Annotated in this window: 10 protein-coding genes and 3 pseudogenes; 1 reads left to right on the top strand and 12 read right to left on the bottom strand. The window is 47.7% G+C overall.

Going from position 1 to position 13,468, the window contains the following annotated elements; genetic code table 11:
- Window positions 1-37: 37 nt before the first annotated feature.
- The 9 genes and pseudogenes from amj to D368_RS16130 all read right to left on the bottom strand — a co-directional run bounded on the left by amj (window position 38) and on the right by D368_RS16130 (window position 11,064).
- Window positions 38-847 carry a lipid II flippase Amj gene (amj, locus tag D368_RS16090; protein ID WP_063174376.1) on the bottom strand — a complete coding sequence of 270 codons (810 nt, stop codon included), beginning with the start codon at window positions 845-847 and terminating at the stop codon, window positions 38-40.
- A 498-nt stretch (window positions 848-1,345) separates the two neighbouring features.
- Window positions 1,346-1,768, bottom strand: a complete 423-nt coding sequence (locus tag D368_RS16095) for a pyridoxamine 5'-phosphate oxidase family protein (protein WP_003156270.1) — start codon at window positions 1,766-1,768, stop codon at window positions 1,346-1,348.
- 6 nt (window positions 1,769-1,774) lie between these two features.
- Window positions 1,775-2,398 carry a GNAT family N-acetyltransferase gene (locus D368_RS16100; protein WP_101562716.1) on the bottom strand — a complete coding sequence of 208 codons (624 nt, stop codon included), beginning with the start codon at window positions 2,396-2,398 and terminating at the stop codon, window positions 1,775-1,777.
- 87 nt (window positions 2,399-2,485) lie between these two features.
- Window positions 2,486-2,989 carry a D-lyxose/D-mannose family sugar isomerase gene (locus D368_RS16105; protein ID WP_071392121.1) on the bottom strand — a complete coding sequence of 168 codons (504 nt, stop codon included), beginning with the start codon at window positions 2,987-2,989 and terminating at the stop codon, window positions 2,486-2,488.
- Window positions 2,990-3,001: 12 nt separating this feature from the next.
- Window positions 3,002-3,862 carry an SDR family oxidoreductase gene (locus D368_RS16110; protein ID WP_015388697.1) on the bottom strand — a complete coding sequence of 287 codons (861 nt, stop codon included), beginning with the start codon at window positions 3,860-3,862 and terminating at the stop codon, window positions 3,002-3,004.
- 158 nt (window positions 3,863-4,020) lie between these two features.
- Entirely contained in the window at window positions 4,021-5,535 is a 1,515-nt protein-coding gene (locus D368_RS16115) for a class I adenylate-forming enzyme family protein (protein WP_128574976.1), read from the bottom strand.
- A gap of 220 nt (window positions 5,536-5,755) precedes the next feature.
- Window positions 5,756-7,838: pseudogene (locus D368_RS16120) on the bottom strand (BglG family transcription antiterminator).
- 295 nt (window positions 7,839-8,133) lie between these two features.
- A complete protein-coding gene (locus D368_RS16125; RefSeq protein ID WP_031378668.1) occupies window positions 8,134-9,036 on the bottom strand; it encodes an aldo/keto reductase in 903 nt (300 codons plus the stop codon).
- 113 nt (window positions 9,037-9,149) lie between these two features.
- Window positions 9,150-11,064, bottom strand: a pseudogene (locus tag D368_RS16130) (penicillin-binding transpeptidase domain-containing protein).
- A gap of 242 nt (window positions 11,065-11,306) precedes the next feature.
- Here D368_RS16130 and D368_RS16135 point away from each other — a divergent pair.
- On the top strand, window positions 11,307-11,627 hold the full coding sequence (locus D368_RS16135; protein WP_071392124.1) for an antibiotic biosynthesis monooxygenase family protein: 321 nt from the start codon (window positions 11,307-11,309) through the stop codon (window positions 11,625-11,627).
- Here D368_RS16135 and D368_RS16140 read toward each other — a convergent pair.
- The 3 genes and pseudogenes from D368_RS16140 to D368_RS16150 all read right to left on the bottom strand — a co-directional run bounded on the left by D368_RS16140 (window position 11,598) and on the right by D368_RS16150 (window position 13,464).
- A pseudogene (locus tag D368_RS16140) lies at window positions 11,598-11,812 on the bottom strand (YczI family protein). The gene D368_RS16135 and the pseudogene D368_RS16140 overlap by 30 nt on opposite strands.
- 196 nt (window positions 11,813-12,008) lie before the next feature.
- On the bottom strand, window positions 12,009-12,650 hold the full coding sequence (gene lipC / locus D368_RS16145; protein WP_063174372.1) for a spore germination lipase LipC: 642 nt from the start codon (window positions 12,648-12,650) through the stop codon (window positions 12,009-12,011).
- Window positions 12,651-12,714: 64 nt separating this feature from the next.
- Window positions 12,715-13,464, bottom strand: coding sequence for an IclR family transcriptional regulator (locus D368_RS16150; RefSeq protein ID WP_003156285.1), 750 nt, complete (start codon window positions 13,462-13,464; stop codon window positions 12,715-12,717).
- Window positions 13,465-13,468: the final 4 nt, after the last annotated feature.

Raw genomic sequence — 13,468 nt, forward strand, 5'->3', positions numbered from 1 at the left:
AAAAGCTCCTCTTCTGCAGAGGAGCTTTTTTCATGCGTTACATCCATTTCGTCACCCAGGCGATATAATAAGCGCCGGGGAGGAATACGAGCTGGGCGAGAAGCGTGCCCGCGACCCTTGATGTGACCATCGTCAATGAGGTCCATTTTAAGGAGACGTAGCTGCGCTTGCCCTTCGCCACATCGTCTGCCAGTACGGAGACTTTCGGGTCAACAAACACGGCCAGCAGCATAGTCGCAACTCCGTTGATTAAGCCTGATGCCATCACGGCCGTTGTGCTGTGCTCAGGCGCCAGAAGGCCGGCGTACAGAGCGGACAGAACGCCGATCGTGTAAATAGACGTAATGACCATATTAATGACAAACAAGCGTTTCGGGATCATTCGGAATTGAAGCCCCTTTAAATAGGAGACTGACGGCAGTCTGATATAAGAACGCGCATGCTTCAGCCCGTTCAGTGAAAATCCTTTTTTAAATACCTGCATGACGGAGCCTCCTCCGTCCGCCAAGTGTATAATCGCCCTGGAGAATAACGCGACGAATGTCGGCAAAAGACAGATGCCGAGCATCGTTCCGACCGTGGAGCCGAATATTAAAAATCGAAACTGGGCGCCCACAACAGACAGAGCGTTTGATCCGGCGGCATCAATCAGATGTCCGGTAAACGGCTGCTGAACCATGTTTGACATGCGCGACACAATAACCATGACATTAAATAATGACAGCGCGGACGCGATAAATCCGACTCTCGCGCCGGAAAGCCGTGTTGCATAGGCAAGCGTTTCAATCGAATGTATCAGCAGCAGAAAACAGAAGATAAACAGTACTTGTGAAGTAATAACGTGCAATGTATGATTCCTCCAAATCTTTTCATACTGATTAGACTCTGCAGACTGCGGCGAGGTTTCGGCCGTTTACATAAAAAACCGCCCGGATGTCCGGCGCGGTTTTGTCTTATTCTTTTCTTACGCAAATAAATAATATATGGTTGCCCGCCTTAGCCCGCGGGTGATTCGTATTAACAGTTCCGACAGAATCATTCTTCGAAAGTAAACACCATGGAAGTTCTTGAACACAAGACAACGAAAGCCCTACCTCTCAATCGTCACTGCGGCTCCGAAGCCGCGCCGGTGTGAATTGTAAAACAAAAAGTCTTTTTTCCATCTCTTCGTTAGGGGCGAATATCAGAAGGAAAAGAATAAGCTCAGCTTTTTTTTCAAGCTGTCCGTTGAAGCCTGAAGCTTCTATATCAAAACAGAAAAAAGAAGTTTACTTTCTTTTTTATTTGCATGTTGTCACTTAGCAGTTAAGTATAACAGATTGCCCCTGAATAATCAAATGATTTATTAAAGTTCCAGCTCGGCCGGCGTTTTTTCACCCGCGTTCATGAGCTTGATCTGCTTCGGTTCAATTTCGAGAATCACCAGGTTCGGATCGTCTTTTCCGTCAAACCAGCGTTCCAGTTTCGGATCCCACAGCTTTTCTTTTAAATCTGCTGAGTTGTTCAGTTTGGCGGTTCCGGCCACTTCCACATAAGCGTCACCGAATCCTTCACAGTCATACCCTAACAGAATATGAACATTCGGATTGTTTTCAATTTCTTCCGCTTTATGAGTGTCTTTGCTCGTCGGCGTGTAAATCGTTAAGCCGTCATGGAAAAATGTCATGTAGCGTGAATGCGGTTTGCCTTGCTCTACCGTCGCAAGCGAACCGACTTTATGATGATCCAGTACTTCAAGCACTTTTTCTTTGATTTCATTTTGATTCATGAAGAATCACTCCTTTTTAACGTCTCCGCTGTTACTTTTCCACATTGGGGAGACATTTAAACCAAGAAATGTGCTCTTCTGCCGATCTTCGCTCCATTCCCGCTTCAGCATGCTGTATTTCACCGCGTCATGATAGGCGCCCTGTACGAAAATGCCTTCTCTCGTCAGTCCTTCTTTCTGAAATCCGAGCCGTTCCGCCACCGCTCTGCTTTTCGTGTTTTTTTCAGCCGCGCTGATCATGATGCGGTTCAGCCCGAGGTCCTGAAATGCATGGGTGATGACCGCCCGGCAGCTTGCGGTGATGATGCCGAATCCTTCATGCTCTCGATCCAGCCAGTAGCCGATTTCCGCTTGATGATTGACTGTGTCAAAATTATGGATGCTGATCATGCCGCAAAACCGGCCCTTCACAAAAATTCCGGCGTCAAACCCATTCTCTTCCGCGTATTTATAGCGCCATTCGGGGATGATCACATCGCGGTACGTATCAATGTCAGCCAGTTCTTCCGCCCAGCTGAGCCATTCGCTGAGATGGTTTTGATTTCGTTTCATAACAGAATACAATTCGTCCGTATCTTCTTTGGCAAGCAATCTGATCGTCAGATGTTCCCGGATTTGACAGGAAAACACGACCGCACCTTCTTTCCTTTATTATCCATTATACAGGTAAATTCATTTTTTTCCATACAAAAAAGGATGAGGCGTGCAGCCTCATCCTTAAATGCGCGGGTCGGTGAAAACATCGTGATCATCCGTGCTTGTCGATGACATTTCCGTAACGACCGCACCTTCTTCTCCCGCTTGAAACCAATGCTTCGTATCCGGCGGAATGGTGTATTGTCCGCCCGGCTCAAGCACAATCTCATGCCAGACGGTGTAGTATTCCTTGTCTTCTTCCGGCGGGAGGACGCTTGGGTTCTCTGCCTTTTCGCCTTCCACGTAGAGATACACCTTCCCCCAGCGGCAGCGGAATGTCTCTTGTTTTCCCTTCTCTCCGCCGACCGGCGGATGGCGGTGTTCCGGACACGTCTGGCGCGGGAAGAGCACCAATTCTTTCGAACAGTAGCGGTCGGTATTTACGTAAATAAACAGCTGAAGCCCGGTTTCCTTAAGCTTGCCTAAGCCGTAATCCATGATTTGAATGTCTTCGACTTCATCATCAGTCAGAACGATTCCCGCTTTTTGATAGTATGCATTCACGTCATGCTTCGATATCGTCATGGGTCAGCCTCCTTATGTGGTCACAAATCTGCCGCCGTTGACATGCAGCGTCTGTCCGGTCATATAAGAGGATTCGTCTGAGGCCAAGAGCACATAGCAGCCAACATGCTCAACAGGCTGGCCTGCCCGGCCCATCGGCGTATCCTGACCGAAGGAAGCGACTGTTTCTTCTGAGAATGTCGCCGGAATAAGCGGTGTCCAGATCGGCCCCGGCGCCACGGCGTTGACACGGATACCATCGTTGACGAGCGCTTGCGCCATGGATCTCGTAAAACCGTTAATCGCGCCTTTCGTAGCCGTGTAGTCAATCAGCTGCGGATTGCCTGTGTAAGGATTAATGGATGTCGTATTGATGATCGCGCTGCCCGGCTTCATGTAATCAATCGCTTTTTTAGTCAAATAAAATTGTGAATAAAAGTTTGTCTTAAAGGTTCTGTGAAGCTGCTCGCTTGTGATGTCTTTAATGCTTTCTTTCGGATGCTGTTCCGCGGCGTTATTCACGAGAATATCAAGACGCCCGAATTCTTCAACCGTTTTTTCAACGGCTTCATTGCAAAAGTCTTCCTCACCGACATCGCCGGGGATTAACAGACATTTTACGCCTTCTTCTTCCACTCTTTTTTTTGTATCTTCCGCATCATCGTGTTCATCAAAATAGACGATCGCGACATTTGCGCCTTCCTTCGCGTAAGCAACCGCAACGGCGCGTCCGATACCGCTGTCGCCCCCTGTGATGAGCGCGGTTTTCCCTTTTAATTTGTCAGCGCCTTTATATTCTTTGTATTCGTAAACAGGCGCCGGATTCATTTCGCTTTCAATGCCCGGCTGGCGGTTTTGTGATTCCGCCGGGAATTCCTTCGGATAGTTTTCCATGTCAAGTTCCTCCTTCTGGTTCGTTGTCATATTTCTTGTCTACCTCTGCTGTCTTCCGGATAAACATGATTGAGACAGTTCAAAACGTTTTCGGAGAAAAATGTTTCACATGGAACGCAAGAAAAAAACCCGGCTGGCAGCCGGGTTTTTGTTCTCTATTATGAACGTACCGCTTGTTTGCGGAGCACGTCTTTTCTCACTTTTCCAAGGTTGTTTTTCGGAAGTTCGCTGACGAACTCAATGTCCGGAATTTTAAAGGCAGCAAGACGTTCTTGCAGGAATCGGGTCACTTCTTCTTCTGTCAGGTCTTCTCTGCCGTTTGTCACGATGAACGCTTTCGGCTTTTCGCCGTAAAGCGGATCAGGGATACCGACAACCGCCGTTTCGAGAATGCCCGGCACTTGCTGAATGACTTCTTCAATCTGGTCGGGATAAATATTATCGCCGCCGTAGATGATGACATCTTTATAACGTCCGGTGATAAAAATAAATCCGTCTTCATCCACATAGCCGGAATCGCCGGTATGGAACCAGCCGTCTTTCAGCACTTTTCGTGTCGCTTCTTCATTACCTTCGTAGCCTTTGAATAAAAACGGACTTGTCACAACGACTTCTCCGATTGAGCCTTGCGGAAGGACTTCACCTGTTTCCGGATCTACAACGCGGACGTCCACTTCTTCCATCGGTTTACCCGCGGAAGCGGCTTTATCCATTCCCATTTGCGGATTCCAAGAGCTGATACCCCACGCTTCCGTGCTTCCGTATCCGTGCATGAGCGGGATGCCGATGTCGAGATACTGCTGGATCAGGCTGCTTGGCACCTTTGTGCCTCCCGTCATCATATAAACGATAGAAGACATGTCAGTCTGGTGCGTTTCCCATGCTTTCAGCAGGTATGTGAAATAGACTGGCAGCGCCATGATGGTTTGAATTTTTTCTTTTTCGATGAGCTTCAAGTTTTCCACAGGGTCCTGATTGTCTGTCATAATGAATGTCGTTCCGCTCATCGTACCGACCATCTGGCAGATAATCGCGCTCGTATGGTAATTCGGATGGCATGCTAAGAAGCGGACATGCTGCATTCTCCCCGTGTAAGCCAATGTCGCGTTTACGTAGTTGTATATGCCGCCGTGAGTGATCATGCAGCGTTTCGGATTGCCGGTTGTACCTGAGGTAAACATCAGCAATGCCGTATCGTTTTCAGACACCGTTTCGACATCCGGTGTATCACCGGAGCCTGTCAATAAAGCGTCAAACTCAGGCGTTGTCTCCGCAGCTGTTCCTGTCTCGACCTTCAGTTTAAGAGAAGATACCAGCGCAGGAAGAACTTCTTCCATAATCTCTTTAAATTCAGTGCCGAAAAAGACAGCTTTCGGTTCACAGGCTGCTAAAATGCCTTTCATTTCGTAAGGTGTTAATTGCCAGCTGACCGGCACAACAACCGCGCCGATTTCGAGTGCCGCAAACACGACAATGGATGACGCGTGGCCGTTTTTGCAAAGCATCGCCACTCTGTCGCCTTTTTTTATTCCTTTATCAAGAAGCGCTTGTGCAAGCTGGTTGATTCGTTTTCGATATTCCGCGTAGGTCAGGGTATGCGCACCGCTTTTTACAGCTTCGATCTCTTCGCTATTTGAAATGTCATGCAGAATCAGATGCTGTAATGTCTCCATATTTTCATCTCCCATAATCATAAATCACAAAAAACTCTGTCAGATTTTCTTCCTCACGCAACCCATTTTAAACCAAAAATATAACTTGTAAAACAATTTTGTTTTAGAACTATTCCATTCATGAATGATACAATAGTCCCATGTTTTTAGTTTCTTCCCTTCCCCTTACCCTCATACATGCAGAAAAAAACACACCCCATATGAGGTGTGCGCTTTCTGTTTACCGCTGTCCTTTCTCCTGAATGAAATGATAAAACAGCTTGTTTAAACGTTTGTATAAATCGGCTTCATCCTCCGTCTGGAAGGCTTTTATACTGTCTTCGGACTCGATGATGGCGGAGCTGACCGCACTTAGTATTTCCGACCCTTCAGCGGGCATATCAGCCGGCGCCATCATCACCAAAGCGCGGCCGACGGTCAGGGAATTTCCGTCCATGCCTTTGACACTGCATGGAGCCGTCAAATCATAAATTTTGAAAAAAGGCGTGACAATTTCTTCATTTTTGAGATGGTACAGCGCCATCGCCGTTCCCGGAATGCCGAGTCCGCCCTGTCGTTCACGCTCTGCAAGGCGCTGTGCGGTTTGTTTGGCATTACGGACAAATCCTTCTTGCTCAAGCATGGCAAACAAACGATTCAAAAACAGTTCGTACGCCGTGTTTGACTCAATGGATTTGACCGAAAAGTTCCGCAGCACGCTTTGGATAACCGCCGCATAATGTGCCATACGGCCGGCCGCTTCCAGCATATCAGGCGTCTCCGGCTGCTTCTCTTCTCTTTTACCGTTTCTTTTTTGTCAAGAATCAGCGGAATTTTCTTTTGATGTACTGCTTCACCTGATCAGCGTCTTCTTCGTTTAAAAGCGGACTGACCATGACGTAATCAATGTTTCCATACGGGATCGGAACGGTGGATACGATCATGTCATACGCGGTGATGTCTCGGTCCTTCAGTTCGATGAGGGAAGACATATCAAAGGAACGGATTTCCGGAAGCTCCTTTTTCAGTCTGGATGCGAGCATTTTGGACGACCCGATGCCGCTGGAACAGACGATCAGCGCCTTGATCTTCGCTTCTTCCCGTTTGATTTCCAGAGCGGAGCCGAAGTGAAGAACGATGAAAGCGATCTCATCATCAGAGAAAAGCAGCCCCGGAAAGAATTTTTCCATTCCTTCTTCTACGGCCATGTACAGCAGAAAGTAGTCGCGTTTAATTTGCTCGGTCATCGGGTTGTACATGTCGATATTTTCTTTTACCCGGTTGATCGCAGGCTCCAGATGGGCGATTAAACCGTCGTATAAAGAACCGTTTTCCGTCAGATCAATTTTGATTTTTTCAGAAATGAAGCCGATCAGCTGCTTCGTTTGCAAGGCCGTTTCAACTTCAATGTTTTCCGGTTTGAATTCCGTTTTGTATTGGCGGTTGGCGCTCCGCAAATGAATGGTGATATAACCGATCTCAGCTTCCGGAATTGAAACGCCGAACGCTTTTTCAAGCTCTTTTGCCATTTCCAGCGCAGAGCCGTACTCCTTCGTCTGCTGCAGCGCTTTTAGTTCCGAGGCCTCCATCGTGATGGTTTCTCCGAGTCTGATCCGGTCCATCGCAAAGGTTAAATGAACCGCAAGCGCCATGTATGAGCTGTCAGATAAGGCGATCGCGATTTTTTCCTTGAGCTGAATCAAGAGCCGGTCCATTTTCAAAAGTTCCGCTTTATTTACGACGCCGAACATTTTTTCAGCATCGTCAGGTTTTCCTTTAATATTGAATTCAACCGCTTCCAAAAAGCTCTGAATATCAAGCCGGTTGACGATGAGATTGCCGACGATTTTCCGTTTCGCATTTTCCGGCCCCGTCAGCTGAATGCCGAAGCCCCTTTTTCGGATCAGCGTCAAGCCGAAGGGCGCAATCCAAGTCTCCAGCTCATCCAGGTCATAGCTGATCGTCGCGTTTGTCACTTGCAGTTCGTTCGCCAGACTGTAGAGCTTGATCGGCTCTTGCGACTCTAATAGTGAACATAGAATTAAAAGTTTCCGCTCCTCAGCGCTGTATTCATGCTGTTCATAGGACAGGTCTGACAGGAGTTTTTGTTTGTCCTCCGGGTTTCCTACCGCTTTCAGTCCTTTGCCGGGCTGTTTATCAAGTGCCAGACCGAATGATTCCATCATCGGTTTGATTGTTTTTAACTCGCGGTGAACGGTTCTTGTGCTGACTTGTAAAGCTTCTGCCAGTTCATGCACTGTCTCGTAACGGTTCTGCAGTAATAGATGTTTCATTAATTTTTGTTCTCTCGCTGTCATATACATGAAACGCGCCTCCAGATTTTCTAGTTGTGAGAAGTATGGCATATGGGGAATGCTGCCGGGGAAAGTGGTGTAAATTATAATATAAAACGCTTTCAATGATTATTCAACCATTTTCAAATGGCAATTTGGCACTGGGCCGTGTGACAGTATTGAAAAAGAAAAATGTGTCAGATAATATGCCATGACGCTTGTTACTCTTGATCCGCACGGCTATACTTCAAAGTGACCTTACTTGTTTTTAGACATTGCACACCACATAAACAAACGCCGAGATACCTTCCGGCGTTTGTTCTGTTTATGGAATATCGCAGCCTTGGACACCGGTATAAATCCGGAACCACTGATCATGGCTGAGTTTGTATGCGGATGCACGCACCGCGGCGGAAATGCGGTTCTCTTTTCCGCTGCCGACAATCGGCATGATGTCTGCCGGGTGGGTGAACAGCCATGCGTACATGACTTCGTCAATGGAAGCGGCGCCGATTTCTTCCTGTACGGAACGAAGCGCGGCACGGATTCGGAGGTCCTTATCTGATTGTCCTGTAAAGACGCTCCCGCCCGCAAGCGGTGACCACGCCATCGGCGGAATGCGTTTTTCCAGACAGAAATCCAGCGTGCCATCATGAATATTTTCCAGCTTGTACGCCGAGATTTCAATTTGGTTTGTGATGAGCGGATCATCCAAATAGGATTCGAGCATTCTGTACTGGTGCGCTTTAAAGTTCGATACCCCGAAATATCTGACCTTGCCCGAGCTTTTCAGCGCGTGAAACGCTTCAGCCACAGCCTCCGGGTCCATAAGCGGGTCCGGTCTGTGAATGAGCAGCACATCCAGATAATCCGTATTCAGATTCAAAAGCGACTGCTCCGCCGACGCTAAGATGTGAGACTTCGACGTATTATAATGATGCGACTTGTTTCCGGGCCGCTCCGGTGATTCAATGACAATCCCGCATTTTGTGACGATTTCGATTCGCTCCCTTATTGAAGGCGAAAGGGACAAAGCGCCGCCGAACAGCTTTTCACACGTATAACCGCCGTATATATCGGCATGGTCGAAGGTGGTGATGCCTTGGCTGATACACCATTCAATCAGATTCAGCAGCTCTCCGTCTGAATAATTCCATTCGTTCAGACGCCAAAGCCCGTGTATCACTCTTGAAAATTCCAGGTCTTCAGCCAATTGAATGCGCTGCATGTGAAATCCCCCTTTTTCTTAGAGCCTCTTGTATCTCTGTTTTCAGGAATTGCCCATGCTGTTTCATTCTGCTTCGGCGGCCGATTTTCCTTTCAGCCCGCAAAAATCGTCATTTAATGATTCTGAAACTGCTTTTTCGCTTTTTCAACGACGTAATGGCTTCCGCCGCGTTTTTTGACGTCTTGAATCATCATCGCGATCAAGAGGTCTTTCTTTTTATAATCGTAACCGACAAACCAGCCGTTTTCTTTGCCGTCTTTATCTTCTTTAGACGTTTTCAGCTCGGCTGTGCCGGTTTTTCCGGCTACGGTAATGCCGCTTACGGCCGGCTGATATGCAGAGCCGCGCGGATCTTCAACGACGCCTCTCAGCCCTTTTGTGATTTCTTCGGCATTGGCTTTCGACACCACTTGCTTATGCCAGATTTGCGGTGTTTTTCTCCGTCTTTGATCAATGTCGGTTTGACGAGATTTCCGTCTGTTACAAATGCGGTATAGTCAGCCGCTAAGTGCAGAGGAGACATCAGCATCTGCCCCTGGCCGTAGCCCGTATCTCCGAGAAGGATCTCGGAATCAAGCTTGCCGTTAGCGATTGAGGACTTTTCAATCGGAAATTGGTACGGAATCTCTTCATCAAAGCCAAATGTTTTTAATCCTTTTGTAAACTCGTCCGCTCCGGCATCTATGGCATTTTGCGCAAAGTAGATGTTGTCCGATGTGATCAGCGCGTTTTCGAGATCCACTTCATTCAGGCGCTCTGATACACGTGTGACATGGTAACCGCCCCAGCTCGAATCTTTCTGCCACTCTTTACCGGTGATTTTTTCTTTTCCGACGCTTTCAATGTGCCGTTTGTCAGGCCGACTGCCGCGGCAATCGGTTTAATCGTTGATCCCGGCGCATAAAGTTTGTTGAATTTCGCTGAAAAAGGATTGTTTTTATCTTCATTCAGCTTTTTCCACTCTTTTCCGCTCCAGCCGAAAAGAAAGCCGTTCGGGTCATAAGACGGTGCGCTGACGAGCGCGAGGGTCTCTCCCGTTTGCGGTTCGAGGGCGACTGCCGCTCCGCTGTCGTCTTTCATAGAATCATACAGCTTCGTCTGCGTTTTCATGTCAATCGTTACATGAATATCCTGCCCGCTTTCGGCTTTCTTTTCAGCAATGACCTCACCTGTTTGCGGGACGTAAATTTTCCAGCCGGTCGTGCCGCGCAGCTTGTCTTCATATACATTCTCAAGGCCGGCGATGCCGATTTTGGAAGTATCGCTGTATTGGCCGTCTTTCGCTTTTTTCAGCTGCTCCGCTGTGATGGTTTTAATATAGCCGGTCAGATGGGCCGCTTTTTCGCCGTACGGATAGTAGCGGGAGCTGACTTTCGTTTTCGTCACGCCGTCTAGTGCGAGCAGGCTTTTGACCTTGCTTTCATCATCCGGTCTGATTTTTTGAATCGGGACATAGGAGTCGTCTTTTACCCAGCCCTGGTTCAGTTTGCTTTTGATATCGTCTTCAGAAAGGTCCAGTTTTTCAGACAGTTTTTTGATCACGCTGTCTTTATCCTTGCCGAGTTTTCCAGGGATAATGCCGATTTCCGGCACCTCGGTATTCACGGCGAGACCTTTTCCGTCTTTGTCGTAAATTTGTCCGCGCTTCGGTTCCTCATTTGCGATCTGCACGGTTTTGTCATCGGAAAGCTGTTTGAAAATAAAAGAAGGATTCCAGTCAATGTTCCATGATTCTCCATCGTCTGTTTTCTCTTTTTTCAGGACGGCCGTGTTTTCAAAAGCGACCTTCCCTGCTTTTGTATCCATGCTGACTTTATAATCGATGTGCTGGAGGTCATCTTTTTTCTTATCGTCTTCGTCCTGTTTTTCGGCAGTGACTTTCAGATTTTTGACCCCTGCTTGTTCATAAATGGTTTCATATCGTTTTACAAAATCCTTTTTGGATCGTTTTTTCTTTTCATCTTGGGTGAGGCTTTGGTACATCTTATCGTAGTGACCGCCATTCCAGTCTTTTACGAAATCTTTCATTCTGTCTTCGGCCGATTCCGTTTTCGAGCAGCCGATCAAACCTATGATTCCTGCGAGTAAAAGTAATAGGTATAACCCTTTTTTCACTGTCTATTCCCCTGCCTTCCAACTGTTATTTTCTCCTAAACCAAATCAGGCTGGCAAGGATTTTTTTCTCAGAGCGTTTAAAATTTTTTGTTTTTCCGGCCGTCACGGCCCATATTCTTATACAATGTATCTATTAAAAAAAGGAGGAATTTCAGATGATCAGAGAAGCAGCCATGCTGTATGTAAAAGAAGGCCTTGAGGGGGAATTCGAAGAGGCATTCCGCCGGGCGGAGCCGATTATCGCGGGCATGAAAGGTTATCTGTCCCATTCCTTGTCCAAATGTATGGAAAAGACGCATAAATATTTGCTGCTTGTGGAATGGGAGACATTAGAAGATCATACAAAAGGCTTTCGCGGATCGCCGGAATATCAGGAGTGGAAAGCCTTACTGCACCGTTTTTATTCACCATTTCCTGTTGTGGAGCATTTTCAGGATCTATCAGACTCAGATCGCGTGAAGCGTAAAGCCGATTAAGGAGATTGACCATACAAAAACGGCGGTATAGATATTGAATTTCCCGGAGCCGTCGTTTTCTTTCCGTTTTCCTCCAGCCCCTGAATGAACATGACCGCACCGAGAAACACGAGCATAACCGGCTGTATGACAGAGGTATGTTCCGCATACGTAAATGCGGCGGCCGCAAGTATAATAATCAGCATCGCGAGTGACAGTTTTAAGGCGCGCAGCAAAGCAATCCATCCTTTCTATTATCATTTTTTGAACACAATTCTATTTCTGTCTTTATCCCCCATTATTCTAGCGTACTTTTTGCGCGGATAGAACGAAAGTCGGACAATTTTAAGTTTGTTTTAAGGAGCACGAAAAGCGCGCTCCCCATGAAAAGGAGCGCGCGGTTTATGAGCGGGCGAGGCTTCCGTATCCGAGCCCCCGCAGGACGCATGCCATGACTTCATACCCCTTGCTGTTGGGGTGTACGCGGTCATGAGAAAGATATTCATTCATTTTTCCTTTGAAAGCGCTGTGGACGTCGGCAATTTTGACGTGCGGCGCCGATGCGAGCGTGCTGAGGTGCGCATTATAAGAGGATATCCATTTCTCTGCAATGGAGATGCCCGGGAAAGGATTGTATAAATTGAAGACGCGGATCTCATAAGGAGACGGGTGCGGCCCTTTTAAGGCAGCGATCTTGGCTATCATCTTTTCAAAGTTCTCATGGCAGTGACTGGACACGCTGGTGAATACCGAAGCATCCGATGTTTGCTGATATGCCTGAACCGAATCAATCAAATCGTTTCCGCAGCCTGTAATCGTAATCATATCAGCAGCCTGAATCCGCCTCTGAATGTACGGCAAGGACATAAGCCCGAGAATTTCTCCCGTCTCAAGGCCTGATTTGGCAAAGATGGATACGTCGGTTTTTGTCTGTAAATCTTCTGCCATCATGCGCCCGAACCGCTGGACAAAACCGGCGGAAAACGGCCCGGATCCCCTCCCTGTCGTCAAAGAATCCCCCAGCGCCGTATAAACAAGTCCCATTTACTTTCCTCCACTCGTTACTATCGATATTGTAATGTACGCGAGTGAAGAAAAATTGGCTCGGTCAATAACCCAATTTCTCAGAAATATGCTGTGCGGCGTTTTTGACCTTTTCGGTTAAATACGGCAGCCTGTCCTCTGAAAACCGGGCTTCGAAGCCGGCGATGCTGATTCCGGCAGCCACCTTACCTTCGTGATTGAAAATCGGCGCCCCGATCGCCGCCGTATAATCTTCTAATTCCGAATAGCTGATCGTATAACCTGATTGCAAGGATCTTTCAATGGAGTGAAGCAGTTCAGCCCGATCCGTCATCGTGCCTGAGGCGATTGCGGCAAGCTTTGTCTTCTGAATGTATGTGTCAATCTCCTCTTCCGGCAGAAACGATAAAATGCTTCTGGCGCACGCTCCCGCGTACAGCGGCGACCGGCGGCCGATTGCCGTATACAGGCGGACGGTTTGGGTGCCTTCAATTTTTTCGACGTAAATGGCTTCATCCCCGTCCCTCATGATCAGCTGAACGGCCTCATCCACTTCGCTGCACAGCTCTTCCATAATCGGTTTGGCTATTTTCCTGATATCCAGACGTTCAGAGACGAGCTGGCCGAATTGTAAAAAGATCAGGCCAAGCTGATAACGGCCGTCCGCTGCCCGGGTGAGAAATCCCGTTTCTTCCAGTGAGCTTGCCATCCGGTGAACCGAAGTCTTCGGCATTTCCGATAGAGAAACCAGCTCATTTAAGCTCAGGCTCGGTTCAGTCAGAAACAAATGAAGCAGTTCCATTGATTTGATGACGGTTTTGTTTTTGTTTTCCATGGTC

The sequence above is a fragment of the Paenibacillus lentimorbus NRRL B-30488 genome (assembly GCF_000411595.1).
GTDB classification, from domain to species: Bacteria; Bacillota; Bacilli; order Bacillales; family Bacillaceae; genus Bacillus; species Bacillus velezensis.

Excerpts from the sequence above, each read along its gene's own strand:
- D368_RS16115 (WP_128574976.1), bottom strand. The coding sequence starts at position 5,535 with ATGGAGACATTACAGCATCTGATTCTGCATGACATTTCAAATAGCGAA.
- D368_RS16125 (WP_031378668.1), bottom strand. The coding sequence starts at position 9,036 with ATGCAGCGCATTCAATTGGCTGAAGACCTGGAATTTTCAAGAGTGATA.
- D368_RS16135 (WP_071392124.1), top strand. The coding sequence starts at position 11,307 with ATGATCAGAGAAGCAGCCATGCTGTATGTAAAAGAAGGCCTTGAGGGG.
- lipC (WP_063174372.1), bottom strand. The coding sequence starts at position 12,650 with ATGGGACTTGTTTATACGGCGCTGGGGGATTCTTTGACGACAGGGAGG.
- D368_RS16150 (WP_003156285.1), bottom strand. The coding sequence starts at position 13,464 with ATGGAAAACAAAAACAAAACCGTCATCAAATCAATGGAACTGCTTCAT.
- D368_RS16095 (WP_003156270.1), bottom strand. The coding sequence starts at position 1,768 with ATGAATCAAAATGAAATCAAAGAAAAAGTGCTTGAAGTACTGGATCAT.
- D368_RS16105 (WP_071392121.1), bottom strand. The coding sequence starts at position 2,989 with ATGACGATATCGAAGCATGACGTGAATGCATACTATCAAAAAGCGGGA.
- D368_RS16110 (WP_015388697.1), bottom strand. The coding sequence starts at position 3,862 with ATGGAAAACTATCCGAAGGAATTCCCGGCGGAATCACAAAACCGCCAG.